The organism is Actinoplanes sp. NPDC023801 (assembly GCF_040639655.1).
In the GTDB taxonomy this organism is placed as follows: domain Bacteria; phylum Actinomycetota; class Actinomycetes; order Mycobacteriales; family Micromonosporaceae; genus Actinoplanes.
This window is the reverse complement of record NZ_JBFAAI010000025.1, coordinates 70,247-91,704: the sequence shown is the minus strand read 5'-3', so window position 1 is coordinate 91,704 and position 21,458 is coordinate 70,247. Positions and strand designations below refer to the sequence as shown.

General features: G+C 70.0%; 21 protein-coding genes and 1 pseudogene. 4 read left to right on the top strand and 18 right to left on the bottom strand.

Annotated elements, in window-relative coordinates:
* Window positions 1-10: 10 nt before the first annotated feature.
* The 4 genes from AB0G04_RS33330 to AB0G04_RS33315 are packed head-to-tail and all read right to left on the bottom strand — an operon-like array spanning window position 11 to window position 6,429.
* Window positions 11-1,171 carry an acyl-CoA dehydrogenase family protein gene (locus AB0G04_RS33330; RefSeq protein ID WP_360991013.1) on the bottom strand — a complete coding sequence of 387 codons (1,161 nt, stop codon included), beginning with the start codon at window positions 1,169-1,171 and terminating at the stop codon, window positions 11-13.
* A complete protein-coding gene (locus AB0G04_RS33325) occupies window positions 1,168-3,087 on the bottom strand; it encodes a biotin carboxylase N-terminal domain-containing protein (protein WP_360991011.1) in 1,920 nt (639 codons plus the stop codon). Before AB0G04_RS33325 ends, AB0G04_RS33330 begins: the two co-directional genes overlap by 4 nt.
* Before the next feature lie 46 nt (window positions 3,088-3,133).
* Window positions 3,134-4,768 carry a carboxyl transferase domain-containing protein gene (locus AB0G04_RS33320; protein ID WP_360991009.1) on the bottom strand — a complete coding sequence of 545 codons (1,635 nt, stop codon included), beginning with the start codon at window positions 4,766-4,768 and terminating at the stop codon, window positions 3,134-3,136.
* A complete protein-coding gene (locus tag AB0G04_RS33315) occupies window positions 4,720-6,429 on the bottom strand; it encodes an acyclic terpene utilization AtuA family protein (RefSeq protein ID WP_360991007.1) in 1,710 nt (569 codons plus the stop codon). The genes AB0G04_RS33320 and AB0G04_RS33315 overlap by 49 nt, the downstream gene beginning before the upstream one ends.
* Before the next feature lie 118 nt (window positions 6,430-6,547).
* On the opposite strand from AB0G04_RS33315, the gene AB0G04_RS33310 reads away from it, so the two are divergent.
* A complete protein-coding gene (locus AB0G04_RS33310; protein ID WP_360991004.1) occupies window positions 6,548-7,204 on the top strand; it encodes a TetR/AcrR family transcriptional regulator in 657 nt (218 codons plus the stop codon).
* Window positions 7,205-7,344: 140 nt separating this feature from the next.
* Here the strand turns inward: AB0G04_RS33310 and AB0G04_RS33305 are convergent, their stop codons facing one another.
* The 10 genes from AB0G04_RS33305 to rpmB form a co-directional block, all read right to left on the bottom strand.
* Window positions 7,345-7,746 carry a hypothetical protein gene (locus AB0G04_RS33305; protein WP_360991002.1) on the bottom strand — a complete coding sequence of 134 codons (402 nt, stop codon included), beginning with the start codon at window positions 7,744-7,746 and terminating at the stop codon, window positions 7,345-7,347.
* 363 nt (window positions 7,747-8,109) lie between these two features.
* Entirely contained in the window at window positions 8,110-9,594 is a 1,485-nt protein-coding gene (locus tag AB0G04_RS33300) for a family 43 glycosylhydrolase (RefSeq protein ID WP_360990999.1), read from the bottom strand.
* Window positions 9,595-9,614: 20 nt separating this feature from the next.
* A complete protein-coding gene (locus AB0G04_RS33295; RefSeq protein WP_360990997.1) occupies window positions 9,615-11,111 on the bottom strand; it encodes a family 43 glycosylhydrolase in 1,497 nt (498 codons plus the stop codon).
* Between the two features lie 202 nt (window positions 11,112-11,313).
* Window positions 11,314-11,946, bottom strand: coding sequence for a class F sortase (locus tag AB0G04_RS33290; protein ID WP_360990995.1), 633 nt, complete (start codon window positions 11,944-11,946; stop codon window positions 11,314-11,316).
* A gap of 51 nt (window positions 11,947-11,997) precedes the next feature.
* Window positions 11,998-12,375, bottom strand: coding sequence for a hypothetical protein (locus tag AB0G04_RS33285; protein WP_360990992.1), 378 nt, complete (start codon window positions 12,373-12,375; stop codon window positions 11,998-12,000).
* A 137-nt stretch (window positions 12,376-12,512) separates the two neighbouring features.
* Window positions 12,513-13,223: a PspA/IM30 family protein gene (locus AB0G04_RS33280; protein ID WP_360990990.1), complete on the bottom strand. Its 711-nt coding sequence runs from the start codon at window positions 13,221-13,223 to the stop codon at window positions 12,513-12,515.
* 39 nt (window positions 13,224-13,262) lie between these two features.
* The gene (locus tag AB0G04_RS33275) at window positions 13,263-15,236 is read right to left on the bottom strand and encodes a TPM domain-containing protein (protein WP_360990987.1); all 1,974 of its coding nucleotides are present in this window, start codon (window positions 15,234-15,236) and stop codon (window positions 13,263-13,265) included.
* 162 nt (window positions 15,237-15,398) lie between these two features.
* Window positions 15,399-15,692 carry a 30S ribosomal protein S14 gene (gene rpsN, locus AB0G04_RS33270; protein ID WP_360990985.1) on the bottom strand — a complete coding sequence of 98 codons (294 nt, stop codon included), beginning with the start codon at window positions 15,690-15,692 and terminating at the stop codon, window positions 15,399-15,401.
* Window positions 15,692-15,859, bottom strand: coding sequence for a 50S ribosomal protein L33 (gene rpmG, locus AB0G04_RS33265; RefSeq protein ID WP_360990982.1), 168 nt, complete (start codon window positions 15,857-15,859; stop codon window positions 15,692-15,694). The genes rpsN and rpmG overlap by 1 nt, the downstream gene beginning before the upstream one ends.
* Window positions 15,859-16,092, bottom strand: a complete 234-nt coding sequence (rpmB, locus tag AB0G04_RS33260; protein WP_360990979.1) for a 50S ribosomal protein L28 — start codon at window positions 16,090-16,092, stop codon at window positions 15,859-15,861. The genes rpmG and rpmB overlap by 1 nt, the downstream gene beginning before the upstream one ends.
* 44 nt (window positions 16,093-16,136) lie before the next feature.
* Between rpmB and AB0G04_RS33255 the strand changes: the two genes are divergently transcribed.
* Window positions 16,137-17,411, top strand: a complete 1,275-nt coding sequence (locus AB0G04_RS33255; RefSeq protein ID WP_360990976.1) for a GTP-binding protein — start codon at window positions 16,137-16,139, stop codon at window positions 17,409-17,411.
* The gene (locus AB0G04_RS33250) at window positions 17,408-17,659 is read left to right on the top strand and encodes a type B 50S ribosomal protein L31 (protein ID WP_360990973.1); all 252 of its coding nucleotides are present in this window, start codon (window positions 17,408-17,410) and stop codon (window positions 17,657-17,659) included. Before AB0G04_RS33255 ends, AB0G04_RS33250 begins: the two co-directional genes overlap by 4 nt.
* Window positions 17,660-17,720: 61 nt before the next feature.
* On the opposite strand, the gene AB0G04_RS33245 is transcribed toward AB0G04_RS33250, so the two are convergent.
* On the bottom strand, window positions 17,721-18,458 hold the full coding sequence (locus AB0G04_RS33245; protein ID WP_360990970.1) for a spermidine synthase: 738 nt from the start codon (window positions 18,456-18,458) through the stop codon (window positions 17,721-17,723).
* 61 nt (window positions 18,459-18,519) lie between these two features.
* Window positions 18,520-18,813 carry a helix-turn-helix domain-containing protein gene (locus tag AB0G04_RS33240; RefSeq protein ID WP_360990968.1) on the bottom strand — a complete coding sequence of 98 codons (294 nt, stop codon included), beginning with the start codon at window positions 18,811-18,813 and terminating at the stop codon, window positions 18,520-18,522.
* A 99-nt stretch (window positions 18,814-18,912) separates the two neighbouring features.
* On the opposite strand from AB0G04_RS33240, the gene AB0G04_RS33235 reads away from it, so the two are divergent.
* Complete coding sequence (locus AB0G04_RS33235; RefSeq protein ID WP_360990965.1) at window positions 18,913-19,758, top strand: NAD(P)H-binding protein; 846 nt, start codon at window positions 18,913-18,915, stop codon at window positions 19,756-19,758.
* A 32-nt stretch (window positions 19,759-19,790) separates the two neighbouring features.
* Here the strand turns inward: AB0G04_RS33235 and AB0G04_RS33230 are convergent.
* Window positions 19,791-20,435 (bottom strand): annotated as a pseudogene (locus AB0G04_RS33230) (aldo/keto reductase); the annotation flags it as partial.
* Window positions 20,436-20,598: 163 nt separating this feature from the next.
* A complete protein-coding gene (locus tag AB0G04_RS33225) occupies window positions 20,599-21,444 on the bottom strand; it encodes a transporter substrate-binding domain-containing protein (RefSeq protein ID WP_360990963.1) in 846 nt (281 codons plus the stop codon).
* Window positions 21,445-21,458 lie beyond the last annotated feature (14 nt).

Here is a 21,458-nt window from a genome sequence, read left to right as displayed (position 1 = left end):
GACACCCCTGTCAGTACGAACGCGGAAGCTTGAGGGAGAACTGCGCGACGAAGTTGAGCGCCATCTCGCGGCTGACCGGCGCGATCCGGGAGAGCCGTACATTGGCGAGGGCCTGCACGAGTCCGTACTCGACCGCCAGCCCGTTGCCACCGTGGGTCTGGATCGCCTGGTCGACCGCCTTGCAGGCCACCTCCCCCGCGGCGTACTTGGCCATGTTCGCCGCCTCCCCGGCCGCCTGCAGGTCACCGGCCGCGTCGAGGGCCGCGGCCTTCTGCGTCAGCAGGCGCGCCGCCTCGATCTCGACGTGGATCTGGGCCAGCGGATGGGCGATCGCCTGGTGCGTGCCGATGGGGGCGCCCCAGACCTCGCGCTGGCTCGCGTAGCCGACGGCCTTGCGCAGTGCCCATCGTGCGGTGCCGGTGGCCTGCGACGCCGCCATGATCCGTTCCGGGTTGAGGCCGGCGAACAGTTGGTCGAGACCGGCGTCCTCCCGGCCCACGAGGGCGTCGGCGGGCAGCCGGACGTCGTCGAGGAAGAGGCTGAACTGCTTCTCGGGTGAGACGAGGCCGGTCTCGATCGGCTGACGGGCGAATCCTGGCGCGTCGGTGGGCACCATGAACAGCGCGGGTTTGAGTTTGCCGGTACGCGCGTCCTCGGTACGGCCGACGACGAGTACGTGACCGGCCTCGTCGACCCCGCTGATGTAGGTCTTGCGGCCGTTCAGCACCCAGTCGCTGCCATCCCGGCGGGCCCGGGTGGTGATCTGGTGGGAGTTCGAGCCGGCATCCGGTTCGGTGATGCCGAAGGCGTAGCGCGACTCGCCGGTGGCCAGACCGGGCAGCCAGCGTTGCTTCTGTTCCTCGGTGCCGGAGCGGGCGATTATCGTGCCGACGATGGCCGGCGAGACGACGAGCAGGAGCAGTGGACAGCCGGCGGTCGCCAGTTCTTCCACGACCGCGGCGAGGTCACCGATGTCGCCGCCGCCCCCGCCGTACTCCTGGGGAATCGAGACTCCCAGGTAACCGGCCTTGGCGGCCTCGTCCCAGAGTTCGGTGGTCTTGGCGCCACGGGCCGCGGCCGCGTAGAAGTACGACTCGCCGTACTTACGTCCGAGCTGGTGGACCGCGGTGCGCAGGTCGCGGCGCTCCGGGGATTCGACGAAGCTGCTCAACGGTTCTCCTCGATGACGGCGAGCACGGTGCCCGCGACGACCTGCCGGCCCACGCTCGCGGTGAGCGCGGTGACGGTTCCGTCGGTGGGCGCGGTGACGGTGTGCTGCATCTTCATGGCTTCCAGGACGACGATGGGGTCGCCCTTGCCGACCACGGCGCCCACGTCGACGGCGACCGCGGTGATCGCCGCCGGCATCGGCGCCAGCAGGGAACCCTCGGCGATCGTCTCGGCCGGATCGACGAAGGCCGGGACCAGCTCGAAACTGACGGAGCCGTACGGGCCGTCGACGTCGACCGATGTTCCGGCGCCGGTGACCCGGTAGGTCTCCCGGACCGGGCCGTCGCTCAGCACGACCTGGTCGCCCCGTACGCCGATGACGCTGACACCGGCCACGAAGTCCGACACCAGCCGATGGCCGGTCGAGGTGTAGGTCACGGCGTACTGCTCCGGCCCGCGCCGGTAGGTGCGCTGCCGGGGCTTGCCGGCGGCGTTGCGCCACGCGGCGGGGATCCGGCTGAGCACCGGCGCCGCCGCGGCGGCCCGGGTGGCCTGTCCGAGGGCGGCGGCGAGGGCGGCCTTGGCGAGCCGGCGTGGATCGCCGCCGCCGTTCCAGAGGTCGAGGCGTTCGTCGAGCAGGGTGGTGTGCATCCGCCCGGCCACGAATTCCTCGTCGGCGATCACGGCTCGGAGCAGGTCGAGGTTGGTGGTGATGCCGTGCAGCCGTCCCCGGCGCAGGGTGTCGCCGAGCATCCGGATCGCGGTGTCGCGGTCGTCGGCGTACGCGATGATCTTGGCGAGCATGGCGTCGTAGTGGACACCGACCTCGCTGCCCGCCTCGACGGCGGAGTCGACCCGTACGCCCGGATGTTCGGGAATGTCGAAGGTGCGGATGCGGCCGGTCTGCGGGGCGAATCCGGCGGCCGGGTCCTCGGCGTAGAGCCGCACCTCGATCGCGTGGCCCGAGATCGCGGGCGCCCGGCCGGGCAGCGGCCTGCCTTCGGCGACGGCGATCTGGAGCGCGACCAGGTCGAGGCCGGTGACACATTCGGTGACCGGGTGTTCGACCTGCAGGCGGGTGTTCATCTCGAGGAAGAAGATCCGGTCCCGGTCGACGAGGAATTCGACCGTTCCCGCTCCGCGGTATCCCACCGCCTCGGCGGCGGCCCGGGCGAAGGCGTGCAACGCGGTACGGGTCTCGTCGGGCAGGTGCGGTGCGGGCGCCTCCTCGACCACCTTCTGATGGCGGCGCTGGATGGAGCAGTCCCGGTCGCCCAGCACCCAGACGGTGCCGTGGGTGTCGGCGAGTACCTGCACCTCGACGTGCCGTGCGGTCGGCAGGTACGGCTCGACGAAGACGGTGCCGTCGCCGAACGCGGAGGCCGCCTCCGCCTCGGCGTGCGCGATCTGCCCGGCGAGCCGGTCGAGTGAGTCCACGATCCGCATGCCGCGGCCTCCCCCGCCCGCCGATGCCTTGACCAGCAGCGGCAGGGCCGACGCGGTGACGGTGGCGAGGTCGACGTCGAGGACCGGCACCCCGGCCGCGGCCATGATGCGTTTGGCGCCGATCTTGCTGCCCATCGTCTCGATCGATGCGGGCGCCGGGCCGATCCAGGTGAGTCCGGCCGCCTCGACGGAGCGGGCGAAGGCGGCGTTCTCGGAGAGGAAGCCGTACCCGGGATGAATGGCGTCGGCGCCCGCCACGCGTGCCGCCTCGATGATCAGGTCGCCGCGCAGGTAGGTCTCGGCCGGCGCGTTGCCCGGCAGCCGGATCGCCGTGTCGGCGTCGGTGACGAACGGGGCTGCGGCATCGGCGTCGGAATGGACGGCCACGGTCGCGATGCCGAGCGTCCGGCAGGTACGGAACACCCGGCGCGCGATCTCTCCGCGGTTGGCGACCAGAATCTTGCGAATCAACGGATCTCCCGGTGAAGACGGATGCGACAGGCCGGACAGGGCGGGTTCACAGGCGGAAGACGCCGTAGCCACGGGTGCCGGCCACCGGCGCGCTGTGGATCGCCGACAGGCAGATACCGAGGATCGTGCGGGTGTCACGTGGGTCGATCACCCCGTCGTCGTAGCCCAGGCCGGAGGTGAAGTAGGCCAGGGACTGTTCCTCTACCTGCTTCTCGACCAGGGCGCGCATCGTGGCGTCGGCCTGTTCGTCGAAGGGCAGCCCGCGGGCCGCGGCCGCCTGCTGCGAGACGATGGAGATGACCCCGGCGAGCTGCGCCGGTCCCATCACCGCCGACTTGGCGCCGGCCCAGCTGAACATGAACCTCGGGTCGTACGCGCGGCCGCTCATCCCGTAGTTGCCGGCCCCGTACGAGGCACCCATCACCACCGACAGGTGCGGGACTCCCGAGTTCGACACGGCGTTGATCATCTGGGCGCCGTGTTTGATGATGCCGCCCTGCTCGTACTCGGCACCCACCATGTAGCCGGTGGTGTTGTGCAGGAACAGCAGCGGAGTGTCGCTCTGGTTGGCCAGCTGGATGAACTGGGCCGCCTTCTGCGCCTCCTGGCTGAACAGCACCCCCTGGGAGTTGGCGAGGATGCCGATCGGATAGCCGTGCAGCTGCGCCCAGCCGGTCACCAGCGACGGGCCGTACAGCGGTTTGAACTCGTCGAAATCGCTGCCGTCGACGATGCGGCCGATGACCTCACGAGGGTCGAACGGGACCTTGAGGTCGGCCGGCACGATACCGAGCAGTTCGCCGGTGTCGAGCAACGGCTCGGCGTAGTCCGTCCGCGGTGCGGGTCCGGCTTTGCGCCAGTTGAGCCGGCGCACGATGGAACGTCCGATCCGGAGTGCGTCCCGTTCATCGACGGCCAGGTAGTCGGCCAGACCGGACGTACGGGCGTGCATCTCCGCCCCGCCGAGCGACTCGTCGTCGGATTCCTCGCCGGTGGCCATCTTGACCAGCGGTGGCCCGCCGAGGAAGACCTTGGCTCCACCCTTGACCATGACGGTGTAGTCGCTCATGCCCGGTACGTAGGCACCACCGGCCGTGGAGTTGCCGAACACCAGGGCGATGGTGGGCCGGCGGTCGGCGCTGGCGGCAGTGAGGTTGCGGAACACCGCGCCGCCGGGGATGAAGATGTCCTTCTGGGTCTGCAGGTCCGCTCCCCCGGACTCCACGAGGGTGATGGTGGGCAGCCGGTTCTCGGCGGCGATCTGACCGGCGCGGAAGATCTTCCGTACCGTCACCGGGTTGGACGAGCCGCCCTTCACGGTGGGGTCATGGGCGATGATCATGCACTCGACGCCCTCGACGACACCCAGACCGGTGACCACGGAACCGCCGACCGTGAAGTCGGTTCCCCAGCCGGCCAGGACGCCGAGTTCGAGGAACGGCGAGTCGGCGTCGATGAGCAATTCGATCCGCTCGCGGGCGGTGAGCTTGCCGCGCCGGTGATGCCGCTCGACGGCCTGGGGACCGCCGCCGGCCAGGGCCACGGCCTGCTGTGCCGCGAGGTCGGCGAGGCGTTCCAGCATCACCTCCCGGTTGGCGGCGTAGCCGGGCGAGGTCGGATCCACGCTGGTCTTCACGTCAGGAACTCCTTGGGCAGACTCACCACACGGGCACGCAGCCATTCGCCGACCGCTTTGGCCTGAGGATCGAAACGGGTGGAGGAGGCGACACCGTCCCCGAGGAGGCCGTCGATCACGATGTTGACGGCGCCGAGGTTCGGCAGCGCGAAGACGTCGATGCCGAGTCCCGCCGACTCCGGAAGAAGCCGGGAGACCGCGGCCGGCGTCAGCCAGTCACGCAGCCACGCGTACGCCTCGGCGCGCCGGGGATGGCCGGCCGGGATCCAGACGCCCACGCTCGCGGTTCCGCCCTTGTCCCCGGACCGGGCGAAGACCAGGCGGCCCAACGGCACGGCCACTTCCGGACCTTCGTGGGTACGGCCGGAGCCGGCGACCGTCTCCTCCGGCGGGTCCGCGGTGACCGGCGGCGGCGCGATGTCCACCGCGGTGCCGTCGGGCCGGATCACGACGTGCGGCACCAGTTCCTGCGGCAGGTACCCGGCACGGTAGATGCCGAACGGGGTGCCCTGGCCGGGCGGCGCGGTCACGTGGAAGCCTGGATAGGAGGCGAGGGCCAGTTCGACGGCGGCACTGCTGAACGCGCGTCCGACGACGGCCGGATCGGGGTCCTTGACGTGGCAGCGCAGCACGGCCGAGGCCGCGGACTCGGTGGCGGGGTCGGCATGGTCGGTACGTGCCAGGTCCCACACGATCTCCGCCGGTGGCCGCACGCTGAGCGCCCGGGTCATCTGCTGACGTACCCAGCGCTCCTTGTCCTCGATGTCCAGGCCGGTCAGGACGAACTCGACGGTGTTGCGCCACCCGCCGGCGCTGTTGAGGGCAATCTTCGTCGTCGGGGGCGGGGCGACTCCCCGTACCGACGTGACCCGCACCCGGTCGGGTCCGGCCTGCTCCAGCTCGACGGTGTCCAGGCGAGCCGTCACGTCGGGGTTGGCATAGTGGGGGCCCGCCACCTCGTACACCAGTTGTGCGGTGATCGTGTCGACCGTGACCGCCCCGCCGGTGCCGGGATGTTTGGTCACCACGGCCGTCCCGTCGGCGCTGAGTTCGGCCAGTGGGAAGCCCAGCGGGCGGCTGGTGTCGACGGCGGCGAAGCCGGCGAAGTTGCCCCCCGTGGCCTGGGTGCCGCATTCGAGAATGTGACCGGCGACGACGCCGGCCGCCAGCCGGTCGAAGTCCGTGCGCCCCCAGCCGAACTCGGCGATCGCCGGGCCCAGCGTCAGCGACGCGTCGGTGACGCGGCCGGTGACGACGATGTCGGCGCCGGCGTCGAGGGCTTCGGCGATCCCGAAGGCCCCGAGGTAGGCGTTCGCGGTCAGTGTTCCCGGCCAGCCGTGCGCAGCGGCCTCACCGGTCAGGTCGTCACCCTGCACGTGGGCGACGGCGACATCGATGCCCTGGTCCGTCGCCAGGGATCGGACGGCATCCGCGAGCCCGGCCGGGTTGAGTCCGCCCGCGTTGGTCACGATCCGTACCCCGCGTTGCCGGGCCAGCGCCAGACTGCCGGCGAGTTGCCGCAGGAACGTCTTCGCGTAGCCGAGCGACGGGTCTTTCCGGCGGTCCTTGCCGAGGATGAGCATGGTCAGTTCGGCCAGGTAGTCCCCGGTGAGGTAGTCCAGCGGCCCGCCCTCGAGCATCTCGGCCATCGCCGAGAAACGGTCACCGTAGAAGCCCGAGCAGTTCCCGATGCGGATCGTACGCATTGTTCGCCTCAACACCTCGATGGTCCGGGCGATCGGGCGGCTGCCGAGCGCGACGAGCAGTGGGTGACCGCCACACTAGACTTTCTGACAAAGTAGTCAAGTAAGGTGAGGATGTCTGATGGGACGCGCTCGAACGAACCCCGCGCCTACGGCACCGACGACCGCCCGTGGCCGGCGAACCCGCGACGCGCTGGTCGCCGCCGGCCGGGAGATCATCGAGGAGCAGGGCTGGGCGGGGTTCACCCCCGAGGCCGTCACCCAGGCAGCCGGCGTGTCCTACGGGACCTTCTACACCTACTTCGAATCCAAGGACGACCTGCTGCGCAAGATCGTCCAAGCGGCGGCCGACGAGATGATCGCCGCGAGCCGAGTGCCGGACACGCTCGACGACCCGTACGCGCGCATCGTGGAGGCGAACCGCCGATACCTGGCCGCGACCGGCAAGGCCGCGAAAGTGCTGCGGATGGTCGAGCACGGCGCCTACCTCGACAACACCCTCCGCGGCCTGCTCCTGGAGATCCGGGAGTTCTACGTCGGCCGCAGCGCCGAGGGCATCCGGCGACTGCAGGCAGCCGGACTCGCCGACGCCGACCTCGATCCCCGGCTGACAGCGATCGCACTCGGCGGCATGGTCGAACAGGTCGCCGTGATCATCAACGAGCTGCTCGAGCCCCTCGACACGGAGAAGATGATCGACCACCTTTCCCGGCTCTGGGCGTCGGCCATCGGTCTCCGCATTCCCGGCACCCACAGGCGGAACGCAACCCACCTGTGATGGCCGGGACGCTCGCCTCGCAGATCTTCCGCCCCGTCATGGTGGCCGGATTGGTGCCGGCCGGCTCGAGCCGTATCGGTCAGCGACCGCCGCCGAGCAGGCGAGTCAAGAGGCGCTCGAGCCCGGACCTCCGGTGAAGCTCAGTGATGCCCGTCCGGCGACGGCACGTCGTAGCTGTGCGGACCCAGATGACCTTGCGGTAGGTGGCATTGATCCGTGTATTCGTCGTCCAGCAGCTCGGCGTCACACGGATCGATCTGGACAACCTCGGCGACCTCGGTGGGTTGTGCGTCCCATCGCAGCCACCACCATTGGTCCCCGCCGCATGTCGTGCCGACGAGCGCGACATGATCGCTGTCGTGTCCGGCTCCGAGCTCGCATCTGAGGGAACCGCTGCGCGAGGGAGCCTCCTCGGCGATCGGGAGCGGTGTCAGCAGCTCGCCAGTCCTGACTGCGGTCGATGCCCGGCATCGACCGATGCCGGGGGCGCCGCGCGGGAGCTGCCAGCTCATGTGCGGACGCCTGCCGGCCGCGGATTTCATGAGTTTGAGGTACCGGCGAGTCGGTCCTGTGTGCCACGGGGTACGGGCGCCTGATCGCTCGCTTGGGTGCCACCCAGCACAGGAGAAGAACCGGACCAGACGCACGTAGACACCCCTGACGGCAGCATGGAAAAGGAACCCATTGCCGCCAGGGTCTGGAGCGGCTCAAAATCATCTTTGGTCGTTTCGCTGCGATCGTACGCTGCGGATGCCCCCCGAAAAAGCGTGATCGGGCGGCCTGAATCCGAAGGCGGCCGTACACCCGACCGCATTGCTTCCCGGCGGGCAGCGTTGCCGGATGTGGTCCTGCACCGCCTGCCCGGGCGGCGGGGCCGGGCAGGCGGTGCAGGACCAGTGGTCAGCTCATTCTCCGGAGGGAGCCGTCAGCACGGTGCCGAGGCGGACCGGGGTGCCGAAGTTCGGGGTGCCGTCGGCGTTCCAGGTGAACTTCTGCGCCCGGGTGGACCGGTTCATGTCACAGCCGCCGCCGGCGGAGTCGTTGGCGTGGTAGACGATCCAGTCCTCCGTACCGTCGGGGCTCTTGAAGAAGCCGTTGTGGCCGGGGGCGAACACGCCGTTGGCGTCGCTGCGCTGGAACACCGGGTTGGGGCTCTTGGTCCAGTGCGCCATGTTCATGGGGTCGGTCCCGGTGAGGGTGAGCAGGCCGAGTTTGTAGTCGGGTCCCCAGCATGCCGAGGCGGAGTAGACGACCATGACCTTGCCGTTGCGGTACAGCGGTTCCGGGCCTTCGTTGACCGCTCCGGTCTGCCGTTCCCAGGACAGGGTCGGTGAACTCAGCCGTGCGCGCGAACCGGTGAGCGTCCACGGGTTCGACAGTCGCTGGATGAAGTTGGACTGCCCGTAGGAGCCGCCGGCGTTGTAGGTGGCCATCAGGTAGAGGTTGCTGCCGACCTTGAGCACGCTGGCGTCGAGCGACCAGTCACTGCCGAGATCCGCTTTGAAGGTGTACGGGCCCATCGGGTCGGTGCCCGCCGATTCGAGGACGTGCAGCCGCTGGGTGGGGTTGTAGTCGGACACGTTCTGCCCGGCGGTGTAGTAGAAGTACCAGCGTTTGCCATTGGGGCCGTCGAGCAGGTGGAACTCCGGCGCCCACATGTTGCAGCAGCCGTTCGGGCGGCCCGCCAGGTTGAAGATCACCTGGTCGGCGGCGGTGGCCAGGCCGGCCAGCGTAGTGGCGCGGCGCATGGTGATGGTCGAGTTCCACGTGGTGGTGGCCAGGTAGTAGTAGCCGTTGTGGTGCTGCAGCCAGGGGTCGGGGCCGTTGCGCTTGATCGGGTTGGTGAACGTACGCGCCGCGCCGCCCAACGCGACGAGCTGCCATTGCTGGTTGGCGCCGTCGAGGTCCTGGTACTGCGACACCCGGGCGCCGTCCGCCGTGGACCACTCCCACGTCTCGAGGGCCTTGCCACTGTTGCGGTTGATCAACCGCACATGACCACCGGCCGAGTCGGCGAGACGGAACTGCTGCCGCGCGTCGTTACGGTCGGTGTTCTGCACCAGCTGAACACCGTCGGCAGTGGTCGGCAGGTCGAGAACCTTGCCGCTGTGCACCGACTGCACCCGATACCAGCCACCACCGGAGTCCAGGAACTTCCACTGCTGCCACGCACCGTCGTTACGGGTGTACTGGTTGATCGCGGCACCGTCGGTGGTCGCCAGGTTGTAGACGTCGAGGGCCTTTCCGCTGTTGCGGTTGACCAGGACGTACGGCGTTCCCGCCTGCACTGTCGCCGCGTCCGCGGCGGTCACGGCCGAGACGGTGCCGATGCCCGCCAGCACGGCCACCGCACCGGCAGCCAGTGCGGCACGGAGAGAGGATCTGCGCATCACAAAGCTCCAGTTCGAGGTCAGTAGACGAACGGCCAGCCGGCGGCGTCGTACCCGAGGCGGTTGATCCCGAGCCTCGAGGTGCCGTTGTCGGCGTAGTAGTGGTAGACCAGCAGGTCGCCGTCGGTGTCCTGGAGGACGGCCTGGTGGCCGGGGCCGTGGATGCTGCCGTGCCCGGCCAGCACCTGGGTGCCGCCACCGGAGTTCATGGCTGCACCGTTGCGGTCCACGAACGGCCCGTTCGGACTCGTCGAACGGCCCACCATGATCCGGTACGTGCTCGCCGCGCCCTGGCAGCAGCGGTCGAACGACACCCACAGGTAGTAGAAGGAGCCGCGTTTGACCATGTGCGGCGCTTCGATGGCCCCGCCGTTACGGCCGGCGATCAGACGGATCGACGAGTCGGCGCGCAGACCGGTCGAGGGGTTCAGAGCGATCTGCTGCATGCCGGACCAGAAGGAGCCGAAGTTCAGCCACCACCTGCCGGCGTCGTCCACGATCAGGTTCGGGTCGATCGCGTTGTAGTTGTTCGACGTGCTGGATTCGATGACCAGGCCACGGTTGGTCCACGAGCCGGAGGCGCCGCTCGGGCTCGTCGCCAGGAAGATCGCCGAACGGTTGGAGCCGAAGGTGGAGGCGGAGTAGTACAGGTAGTACTGACCATTGCGGTACGAGATGTCCGGCGCCCACAGGTCGGCGCTGCCTCCGGTGTAGGCGGTCGTCCACGGGGCCCCGTTCGGGAACGCCGCGCCCGCCTCCCGGAACGTCGTACGGTCGGTGGACGTGGTCAGCCGGATGTTCCGGCCGGTCTGCGCCACGATGTACGAGCCCTGGGGCGTCTTGACGATCGTCGGGTCGTGCGTGCCCGTCGCTCCGGAGACGGCTCCCGGCCCGGGGTACGACGAGGGCGGTGTGGTCGGCGTGCCGGTGGGCCCGGGTGTTGGCGTGGTCGGCGAAGGGGCGGCGCCCAGCCGGACGAGCTGCCATTGCTGGTTGGCGCCGTCGAGGTCCTGGTACTGCGACACCCGGGCGCCGTCCGCCGTGGACCACTCCCACGTCTCGAGGGCCTTGCCACTGTTGCGGTTGATCAACCGCACATGCCCGCCGGCCGAGTCGGCGAGACGGAACTGCTGCCGCGCGTCGTTACGGTCGGTGTTCTGCACCAGCTGAACACCGTCGGCAGTGGTCGGCAGGTCCAGAACCTTGCCGCTGTGCACCGACTGCACCCGATACCAGCCACCACCGGAGTCCAGGAACTTCCACTGCTGCCACGCACCGTCGTTACGGGTGAACTGATTGATCGCGGCACCGTCGGTGGTCGCCAGGTTGTAGACGTCCAGCGCCTTGCCACTGTTGCGGTTGACCAGGACGTAGGAGGCAGCGGGGTCGACGACGGCGGCCGAGGCGGATCGGGTGGCCACCGCGACGCCGGCAGCGGCGACGCCGATGGTGAGGCCGGCCAAGGCGACGCGTCGAAGTGAGCGTGTTCGTTCCACTGGAGGGGCGGAGGAAGACATGGCTGTCCTTCGATAGGGGGAACCGTGACGGCTGGGGATGACCGTCACGGGAGGCCTGGTCGCGGAAGGTGCGCTACCGGTGCACAGAGGCGGGGACCCGGTCGATTAACCTTCACGAAACAGGAATGCATCAATGTTTGCGCTAACACTTCGGCCCGTCAAGGTTTCCCGCCAACCAATTGCAGCGCTGCAATCCCCACCGCTACCTTGGTACGGCGATCCGGGCGAAGACCACCACGTTGTTCCGATAGCTTCCCCGCGAGCGATCGAAGACGCCGCCGCAGGTGATCAATCGAAGTTCCGGGTCCTCTACCGGGCCGTACACGTCGTCGCTCGGGAACTGGTTCTTGGGATGCATGGCCACCCGGGTCACCACGAAATCGGTCAGGGTGCCGTCTGCCCGGCGTACCGAAATCGTGTTGCCAGGCCCCAGCTCCCGCAGGCGGTAGAAGACCGCGGGCCCCTCCCGGGCGGTGTCCACGTGGCCGACCAGCACTGCGGCACCCACCTCGCCGGGCGAGGGCGAGTGCCGGTACCAGCCGGCCGGCGCGTCGGCGAGCAGCGGTGGCACGTCGATGGTCCCGTCGCGTCGCAGACCCATCGCGGTCACCGGGGTCCGTAGCTTGATCGCCGGGATGTCCAGCGCCACCGGGACGGAGAGCCGCATCCCGTTCGCCGCCCTCGCCGGCGCGGGTGGAGGAGCCGGCAGGTCATTGCCGTCCTCGACAGCGAGAGCGGTCCGCCGTGGAGGCGGAGGCAGACCGTCCTGGGCACGCACGCCCATCGCCAGGGTCGCTGAGCCGAGGACCGCCAGCAGGAGCGCGAACGCCGCCACCCGGCGGTCGCGAACCCATGACCCGGCTCGGGCTGTCGTCGCGCCCACCGGTCAGCCGCGGCTCGGGCGGCGGATCGCGTAGGCCGTCAGGCCGGCTGCCGCCACGAGCAGGAATGTGCCGGTCATCAGCAGTGGGAGCCGCCGGCCGGTGACACTACTGCCGCCACCTGCATCGACACCGCCGTGCGGCGTGCGGGTCGCGGCCGGACGGGTCGTCGGTGGGCTGGTTCGGTCCGGCTCCGCCGCAAGAGCGCCGAACGCGGTAGCAGCCGGGGAAGGCTCGGGTGAATCGGAGGCCGGGACCGCAGATCCCGACCGGCCGGTCATGGAGCCTTCCTCATCCGGGCCGCACGAGGCCAGCACCGCGAACAGCAGGACCACCCCCAGGAGGACTCCGACGCCGATGTTGGCCTGCCGGTTGCGATTCATGGGGTGCCTCCGCAGTGCCGTCGTCGATCGTCGACCGCGGCGGCCTAATGTGGCATACCGGGCAATTCGGCCCACATTTGAATACCCATAGTCAGTGCATCAACACACTCAATCTCTCGGTGTCACCGCAGAGCAGGTCAGCGCTGCTTGAGCTTGGCCAGCCGGGCCTCCACCTCGGCTGCCTCGGTCTCGTCCTCGAGCGCTTCGAACTGGGCATCGAGGGTGGAGGCGGCCAGTTCCTGATGTCCGAGGACACGGGCCTCCTCGCGACGGATCTTGTCCTCGAAACGGGAGAGTTCACTGGTGGGATCCAGCAGGTCGACGCTGCGCATGGCGTCGTGCACCTGGGTCTGAGCCTGCGCCATCTTGGCCCGCGCGACGAGTTCGTTGCGCTTGGCGCTGAGCTCGGCCAGCTTGCCCCGCATGCTTTCCAGCCCGTCCTTGAGCCGGTCGGCGACCTCACCCTGGGCCTTGATCTGCGGTTCGAACGATCGCACCTGCTTCTCGGCGTCGAGCTGCCGTTGCAAGGCCACCTTGGCGAGAGAGTCGAATCGGTCCGCCCCGGTGATGTCGCCGGCGGCACGCAGCTCGTCCGCCTTACGGCTGGCGGCGACGGCCTTGCGCTCCCACTCACCGACAGTCTCCAGCGCCTCCCGGTGATCCTCCTCGATGAGGCGCAGGTTGCCGATCACCTGGGCGACCGCATCCTCGGCCTGCGAGATGTTGTCCGTGTAGTCACGCACCATCTGGTCGAGCATCAGTTGCGGATCCTCGGCGGCGTCGAGCATCGCGTGGATGTTGGCCCGCGCGAGCTGGCTGATCCTGCCGAGAATGGACTGCTGCACCATCGTTTCTCCTTCTACCGTTGCCGAGGTGGTTCACGCGCGTCAGAAGCGTCCGCCGCCGCCGTGCCGGGATCGGGTGCCGGAACCGCCGAAGCTGCCGGGAGACCAGCCCTCTCCCATACCGCCGCCGCCCGATCCGCCGCCCACGAGGATGCCTCCCAGCACGAGACTGCCGAGATCGATGCCGGAGGAGTAGCCGCCGTAACCGGGCTGGCCGATCGGTGAGGACCACTGGTCGACATCGGCCTGAGCCAGGCTCAGGGCCTGCCTCGCCAGGGAGTCGGCGTGCCGGGCGTGCTGCAGCGCGGCCTCCGGCTCGCCGGTCGAGGTGACCACGGCCTCCTCCAGATGCCGCCTCGCCTCGGCCAGGCTCGTACGGGCCTCGACGCCGACAGCGCCGCGTCGGGTAGCGATGAAGTCACCGGCCGCCGAGACGGCAGCGGTTGCCGCGTCGAGGGCTCCCGGCAACAGGGCGGCCGAACGCTGCCGCTGCTGATGTGCTTCCCGGGCTACGGTCAGACCCCGCTCGAGTGCCTCGGCGGCATCGTTCAACTGCCGGAGCACCGCCAGCGGGTCGGGCAGCGCGCCGGCGGCCGCCACCATCGCCTCGCTCCGGGCCAATGCCGCCTCAGCAGCATCGGCATCCGCCAGCAGGTGAGGATGACCGCCCGTACGCGCCAGCGCCCGGGCTTCGCTCAGGTCCTGGGTGATCTCCCCCCGCAACGCGCCAAGTCGGGCGTCGGCCTGCTCCAGCTGCTCCTGAAGCTGCGCGACCGACGACACCAGGGTCTCCGCCTGCCCGACCGCCTCCTCGGCAGCGCGGATGCTGGTCACCGCTTCGCCGCGCCGGTCGCCCTGCAACGCCGTCCGGGCCTCGCCGAGCTCCACCCGCGCGACGTTCAACCGGTCCTCCGCCTGCCGCGGGTTGTCGGCCACCGGAGTCAGCGCGGAAGCCGCGAACCGGCGCCCCAACTCATCAAGGCGCTGCCGTGCACCGGGAAGCCCGGCAGCGCAGGCGTCGGCACGTGCGGTCAAGGACGCCAGCGCCTCCGGGGCGGTCCGTTCCAGCGCACGCAACCGGTCGAAAGCCTCAGCCTGGGCATCCAGCTTGCTGTCCGCAGACTCACACAGGCGGAGAATCTCGGTGAGCATCGCCCGGCGGTCCGCCTCCGTCTCGGGTTGCGTGTCGTCAAGCTGCTGCCGGAAGGTGAAGGCCTGTCGAAGTTCAGCCCGCACCTGGTCCAGGGCCGCCCGGAAGCCGGTGACGGCTTCATCACCGAACTGCGCCTGGGCGAAGGCCAGCTCCTGCTCGGAGGTCTCCACCGCGTCGTCGACCGCGATGAGTGCGGAGGATGCCCGCTTGGCCAGCTCCTCCGTCGGGATCGCCGCAGTGCCGGGCTGCTGATCCTGGCCCGGGCCACCGACGACTTCGGCGGGCGCTCCGGTGCGGCGGGCGCGCCGTCGTGCCGCCCACCACAGGCCGGCACCGCCGACAGCGACAGCGCCGCCGAGCAGCAGCGCGGACGAGACGCCGCCACCGGGGTTCCCGGCCGTCGCGGAGGCGCCCAGGCCCTCCGCCAGAGTCACCACCGCCCCACTCCAGTCGCCGGCGGCCAGCCGGGGCTCCACCCGACGGACCAGCAGGTCTTCCACATCCCGCTCCGACCCGGCGCTTCCGGCTCCGACGGAGTAGCCGTACGCCCGGTCGGTGACGGCGACGGCGAGAAGTACATCGTCGTTGCCGAGCTGGGAGAGTCTGGCCGTCTCGTCCGCCCACTGCTGGCCGGTGCGACCGTCGAACGAGGCGACGTACACCACGAACAGTTGTGTCCCGTTCCGGGCGCGCAGCGCTTCCAGGGCCTGTCGCACCCGCGCGTCGTCCGGGTGCAGGGCTCCCACCGAGTCGACGACCTGAGCGGCCATCCGCGAGGGGGGTTCTGCCGCCGCGGGCGCGGTTCCGGGCAGGGACAACACGACCACGGCACCGAACGCAGCGGCGGCACGTCGCACGATCATCTGGTGCCTCCGGGTAGCTGACGACACGTCCCCCGATACCCAGCAGGTCGCGAACTACGCGCGAGTGGCCCGCGGACGGCACCACCACCCGGTCGCCGGGCCGGCCGGGCGCGGCTCGCGGCAACGAGCCCGCACCCGGCCGTGGTCAGGCTGCGGCCGGGGTCACCAGGAGGCCTTGCGGATTCCGGGCAGTTCTCCGCGCAGCGCCATCTCCCGGAACCGCACCCGGGACAGGCCGAAGCGACTGAACACCCCGCGCGGCCGTCCGTCGATCATGTCGCGGCTGCGACGGCGCGCCGGGCTCGAGTCGCGGGGCAACCGGGCGAGGGCGCTCATCGCGCCGGCTCGCGTCTCCGGATCGAGGACCTGCTTCTTCAGTTCGGCACGGCGGTCGAAGTGCCGGGCGGACAGATCGGTGCGGCGCTTCTCGCGCTCGGTGAGGCTGCGGCGGGCCATCAGCGGTCCTCCCGGAAGTCGACGTGCTTGCGGGCGACCGGGTCGTACTTGCGCAGGACCAGGCGGTCGGGATCGTTGCGGCGGTTCTTGCGGGTGACATAGGTGTAGCCGGTGCCGGCGGTGCTGCGCAGTTTGATCACGGGCCGGACGTCGGTGCTCTTGGCCATCAGATCTTCACCCCCTTGGCGCGGAGCCGGGCGACCACCGCGTCGATGCCGTCCCGGTCGATGATCTTGATTCCCTTGGCGCTGACGGTGAGCCGTACCGCGTTGCCGTCGACGAGGCGGTAACGGCGGCGCTGGACGTTGGGGTTCCAGCGGCGGCGGGTGCGGCGGTGGGAGAACGACACGGCGTTGCCGAAGCTCGGCTTCGCGCCGGTCACGTCACAGATGAACGACATGGTGGCGACTTTACAATGAAAACCATTTCCAACAAGATGGGGGTGTGAGTGCGAACCCGATCACCGACACCCTGCCTGCCCGGGTCGACCAGCGGCCCGCCGTCACCGTGCTGTCCGGCTTCTCCCCCGGTGCTGTCCATGCCACCGCCCAGGCCCTGCTGCTCGCCGAGGACCGGCTGCTCGCGATCAGGCACGATCTCACCGGCCTCCGCGACGGGCTCCTGCGGCGTACGGTGCGCTCGGCCACCGAACTGATCGAGGACGCCACCACCGCCCTCGTGCACGGCTGCGTCTCGTGCACCCTGCGCGAGGACGTGCTGCCCACCCTCGTCCGTCTCGCCCGCACTCACCCGGGCAGCGACATGCTGCTGGTCCTGCCGCCCTCGGTGGAACCCGAGGCGGTCGCCGCCGCCTCCGAGCACTGCGTCGTCGACGGCACACCGGTCACCGAGGCGGTCCGTTTCGACTCCTACGTCACCGTCGTCGACGCCGAACGTTTCCTCGACGACCTGGCCAGCACCGACGACCTGAGCCACCGCGACCTGCAGGCCGCCGACGACGACCATCGCGCCGTCGCCGAGGTCGTCGCGCATCAGGTCGAGTTCAGCGACACCGTCGTGCTGTGGAGCCGCCCCGGCACCGATGTTCTGGAACTCAACCGGATCGGCACCCTGGTCCACCGGCTCGCGCCCTGGTCGATCCAGGTGACCGTCGGCACGACCGCACAGCTGGACTGCACCGGGCTGAGCACACTCGTTCGCCGCACCGGCCGGCACAACCCGCGCCGGCCCGGCATGCTCGGCCTGGCACTGGAGGGCCGGCCCATCGCCGTGGCCGACACCGACTCCTCCGACGTCACCTCGATCCTGTTCGAGACGCGGCGCCCGTTCCACCCGCAACGCCTGCACGACGCCCTGGAAGATCTCACCGAACACGCGCTGCGCGGCCGTGGCCAGCTCTGGATCGCCAGCCAGCCGGACACCGTGCTCGCGTTCGAGTTCGCCGGCGGCGGCGTCAGCCTGGGCACCCTCGGCTACTGGCTCGCGGCCCTGCCCGCCGAGCGCTGGAACGAGACCAGCGACGAGCGCCGGATCGCCGCCGATCTCTCCTGGGATCCCTACTACGGGGACCGTCGCACCGTGCTCGCCCTGATCGGCCTGCACCTGGACCACGCCGCCCTCACCGAACTGCTGAACAGTTGCCTGCTCACCGACGCCGAACTCGCCGACGGCTCCGACACCTGGCGCCATCTGCCCGACCCGTTCGCCGGCTGCTTCCCACTCACCGACGACAACACCTCCGAGGAGAACCGACCATGAAACCCGGCATCCACCCCGACTACCACCCCGTCGTCTACCGCGACCGCAGCGCTGGCTTCGCCTTCCTGACCCGATCCACCGCCGTCAGCGACCGGACGGTCGCATGGGAGGACGGCAACACCTACCCGGTGATCGACGTAGAGATCTCCGCGGCCAGCCACCCCTTCTGGACGGGCCGGAAGCGGCTGCTCGACACCGCCGGCCGGGTGGAGAAGTTCCGCGCCAAGTACGCCCGCAAAGCCAGGTGACCGGTGGTGGGCGGCACTCCGGTGCCGCCCACCACCGGTCACGCCGGCGACGGGTTGCGGTTCAGGCGACCTGCGCCAAGTAGATGGTGTTTGTCGAGGTACGGCGCTGCAGCGGGTTGTCGAACTCGACCACCTCGGCGCGCGCGATGGCGAAGACCGTGGCCAGCCGCTGGGTGAACTCGTCGTCGGGAGGATCGTTGGACCACAACCCGAACACCCCGCCCGCCCGCAGGTGACGCGCCAGCTCACGCAGGCCGTCGACGGTGTAGAACCGGGCGTGCCGTGGATGCAACAGGTCCCGGGGGCTGTGGTCGATGTCGACCAGGATGGCGTGCACCGCACGCCCGGGCTGCTGCCGGTCGTAGCCGGCGGCGTCGGCGGTGAGGGCGAAGAAGTCACCCTGCTCCAGCCGGCACCGCTGATCGCCGGCGACCTCCTCGGCGCACGGCAGCAGCCGCTGCTGGTGCCAGCCGATGACATCGTCGAGGAAGTCGAGCACGAGCAGGGAACGGACGCGGGGATCCCGCAGGACCGTGGCGGCGGTGTACCCCAGGCCGAGGCCACCGACCACCACGTCGAGCCCGTCGCCGGGCAGCAGGGCCAGGCCGCGGCTGGCGAGTTCGATCTCGGCCGCGGTGAACAGGCTCGACATGAGGAACGCGTCGTCGAGTTTGACCTCGTAGACCTCGACGCCGACGGTGGGATCGTGTCGTCGCCGCAGGCTGATCTCGCCCAGTGGGCTGTCGATCCAGGCGAGTTCCTCGAAGCGTCTCGAGGGGCCGTTGCTCGGGTCGCGCATGGTGTCAGCTCCTGTGGCGGTGCGGTGATGGCCGGTGCGTTGGGCGTGGACAGTGTCCCGCCTAACCGGCCGGCGCCGGATTCGCCTCGCCCCACGCCAGCATCGCCATCAGGATGCTGTTCAGGCTGCGCCCTTGATCGGTCAACTCGTACACCACCCGGGGCGGCACCTCGGCATACACCGTACGGGTAAGGATGCCCTGATGCTCGAGGGACCGCAGCCGGTCGGTGAGCGTCTTGGCACTCGGCCCGCCGACCGCGGCCCGCAGTTCGGTGAACCGTTTCGGGCCCGGCATCAGCTCCCGCACCACGAGGGTGGCCCACTTGCCGTCCAGCACCTGGAGGGTGCGCTCCACGCCGCAACCAGCTTTTCGCAGGTCAGAGCCAATGGTTTCCATTCGGAAACAATATAACTTTCTGGGTACGGCTAACCACCGGAAACTAGCGTCACCGGCATGAAGCACACCACCGTAGTCCTGCACGGCGCCACCGGAACCCAGGGACGCGCCATCCTGCAGCGTCTGCTCGCCGCCGGCCACGATGTCCGCGCCGTCACCCGCCGCCCGCGGCCGGACACCGATCCCGCGGTCCAGGCCGTCGTCGCCGACCTGCTCGACCTCGACGCGCTCGTCGCCGCCTACACCGGCGCCGACGCGGTCGTCGTGCAGTTGCCGCTCGACTTCTCCGCCGATGCGGTACGCCGCGCCGACACGATGCTGGCCGCCCTCGGCAAGGCCGGTGTCCGGCGTGCCGTCTTCAACACCGGGACCGGGTTACCGCCGGCCGTCCCGATCGGTGTGCCGTTCATCGACGCGCGGGTCCGTCTGGCCGCCGGTCTGCCGGGCGCGGTCCGGCACGCCACGGTACTCGGCCCGGCCGGTCCCTACCTGGAGAACCTCGTCGCGCCGTGGTCACGTTCGCTGATCCGCGACAACGGTGATCTGCGGTACCCGTTGCCCGCCGAAGCCCCGGTCCCGTGGGCCGCAGCCGCCGACATCGGCACCGAGATCGCCGCCCAGGCACTCGCTGCGGCGCCCGCGCCCGCTCGTATCGTCGCCGGTCCCGCCCCGGTGACCGGTCCCGAGCTTGCCGCTCAGCTCACCTCGGCACTCGGCCGCCCGGTCAGCTGGCAGACCATCGAGCCCGCCGAGTACGCCCGGATGCTCGCCCCGCACCTCGGCGAGACCGTCGCGGAGGGCATCGCCGCCGCCTACGCCCACCCGGCCCCGCCGCCGGACCCCGGCCTGCTCACCCACGGCACGACGACCCCGGCGGCGTGGGCCGCACGACAGACCTTCTGAGACTCCCGCTGCCCGCCGGGGTGCGGTGCGGTCTACCTGTCGATCGAGGCCATGTTGGCATCGTCGTGGCGTGCGCCGGCCGCCGGTGGCAGCTCGTCGAGGCGTTCGAGTTGCGCCGCGGTGAGCTCGATGCCGTCGGCCGCGGTGTTCTCCTCGACCCGGGCCACCCGGCGGGTGCCGGGGATGGGGGCGATGTCGCCGATGCCGGACTCGCGCAGCAGCGGCAGGATCTCGGCATCCACGTCGCGGGTCCACAGCGAGTATTCGGTCTGCAGGGCGGTTACCGGCTGGACGGCGTGAGCGCGGCGGATGGTTTCCGGCGATGCCTCGGAGAGACCGAAGTGCAGGACCTTGCCTTGCGCGATGAGGTCGGCGACAGCGGCGGCGGTCTCCTCGATCGCGGTGCCGCGGTCGACGCGGTGCTGGTAGTAGAGGTCGATGTGATCGGTGCCGAGTCGCCGGAGTGATCCTTCGACGGCCGCCTTCACGTTCGCGGCGCTGCTGTCGGCGACGCCGGGACCACCACCCGCGTGGGAGACCAGACCGAACTTCGTGGCGATCTTCACCTGATCGCGGCGTCCCTTGATCGCCGCACCGACGATCTCCTCACTCAGGAACGGGCCGTAGATCTCGGCCGTGTCGATGTGGGTGACCCCGAGATCCAGGGCGCGGTGGACGGTGCGGGTTGCCGGCGACGCCCAACTGCATCGCCGTCCAGGAAACGCCTGTCCGCGAGAACGGAGAAGTCACTGCTGGAGGGTGTACCGGCAACCCACCCCTCACCGGTGCGGTTCCGCTCGACCGGCCGGCGGCGAAGCGGGCCCGCCGTTGCCCGGCCTGTCATGCGCCGCCGTTGATCGCGCCGGTTCGCAGGGCGCCCTCCTTGACCTTCCACTTGGCGAGCAGGGCGTCGTAGCCGCCGTCGTCGATCAGGGAGTACAGCGCGGTCTGCACCGCGGCGGTGAGCTCCTTGCGGTCCTTGGCAATGCCGATGCCGTACGGGATCGCTTCGATCTGCGGGCCGGAAAGTTCCAGGTTCGGCATCTTCTCGACGTCGAGCGCGGCGATCGGGAAGTCGTTGAGGGCCGCGTCCGCCTTGCCGCCGCTCACGTCGGCGGACGGTTTGTCCGACGGCACCACCGTCAGGCCTTTGCGGCCGCAGGCACGCTTCTGCGCGGTGGCCATCTCGACGAAGACGGTTTCCGGCTGGGCGGCGACGCGCCGGCCGCAGAGTCCGGGCATGCCGCCGACGTCGCCCACTCCTTTCGGCACGACGATGGACGTACCGGCGTTGAGGTAGTTGACGAAGTCCGCCTTTTTCTGGCGTTCCGCCCGGTCGAACATCGAGGAGATCGACATGTCGATGTCGTGGTTCTCGACCTGGCCGAGCAGGTCGCCGAACGACACGGTCCGCCACTCGATCGTCAGGCCGAGTTTCGCCGCGATCGCCTCGGCGATGTCGACGTCGAGCCCGTCGTAGTCGGCGCCGTTCTTGAACGTCATCGGCTCGAAGGTCGGGTCCGTTCCGGCGACCAGCGCGCCCGCGTCCCGGATCTCCTCCGGAAGCGCGGCGCGGGCCTCGGCCAGCCGGTCGATCGGCCGGCCGGACGTGTCGCCGGTGTCGCCGCACGCGGCGGCCGAGCCCATGGTCACCACTGCGGCCATCAGCAGGGAAAGAACTCGCATCACGCCTCCCGTGC

Coding starts and splice junctions, on each gene's coding strand:
- rpsN (WP_360990985.1), bottom strand. CDS start 15,692: ATGGCCCGCCGCAGCCTCACCGAGCGCGAGAAGCGCCGCACCGATCTG.
- AB0G04_RS33315 (WP_360991007.1), bottom strand. CDS start 6,429: ATGCGTACGATCCGCATCGGGAACTGCTCGGGCTTCTACGGTGACCGT.
- AB0G04_RS33310 (WP_360991004.1), top strand. CDS start 6,548: ATGGGACGCGCTCGAACGAACCCCGCGCCTACGGCACCGACGACCGCC.
- AB0G04_RS33320 (WP_360991009.1), bottom strand. CDS start 4,768: ATGGCTGCGTGCCCGTGTGGTGAGTCTGCCCAAGGAGTTCCTGACGTG.
- AB0G04_RS33285 (WP_360990992.1), bottom strand. CDS start 12,375: ATGAATCGCAACCGGCAGGCCAACATCGGCGTCGGAGTCCTCCTGGGG.
- AB0G04_RS33245 (WP_360990970.1), bottom strand. CDS start 18,458: ATGCGCGACCCGAGCAACGGCCCCTCGAGACGCTTCGAGGAACTCGCC.
- AB0G04_RS33225 (WP_360990963.1), bottom strand. CDS start 21,444: ATGCGAGTTCTTTCCCTGCTGATGGCCGCAGTGGTGACCATGGGCTCG.
- AB0G04_RS33300 (WP_360990999.1), bottom strand. CDS start 9,594: ATGCGCAGATCCTCTCTCCGTGCCGCACTGGCTGCCGGTGCGGTGGCC.
- AB0G04_RS33280 (WP_360990990.1), bottom strand. CDS start 13,223: ATGGTGCAGCAGTCCATTCTCGGCAGGATCAGCCAGCTCGCGCGGGCC.
- AB0G04_RS33250 (WP_360990973.1), top strand. CDS start 17,408: ATGAAACCCGGCATCCACCCCGACTACCACCCCGTCGTCTACCGCGAC.
- rpmB (WP_360990979.1), bottom strand. CDS start 16,092: ATGTCGTTCATCTGTGACGTGACCGGCGCGAAGCCGAGCTTCGGCAAC.
- AB0G04_RS33295 (WP_360990997.1), bottom strand. CDS start 11,111: ATGTCTTCCTCCGCCCCTCCAGTGGAACGAACACGCTCACTTCGACGC.
- AB0G04_RS33235 (WP_360990965.1), top strand. CDS start 18,913: ATGAAGCACACCACCGTAGTCCTGCACGGCGCCACCGGAACCCAGGGA.
- AB0G04_RS33305 (WP_360991002.1), bottom strand. CDS start 7,746: ATGAAATCCGCGGCCGGCAGGCGTCCGCACATGAGCTGGCAGCTCCCG.
- AB0G04_RS33275 (WP_360990987.1), bottom strand. CDS start 15,236: ATGATCGTGCGACGTGCCGCCGCTGCGTTCGGTGCCGTGGTCGTGTTG.
- rpmG (WP_360990982.1), bottom strand. CDS start 15,859: ATGGCCAAGAGCACCGACGTCCGGCCCGTGATCAAACTGCGCAGCACC.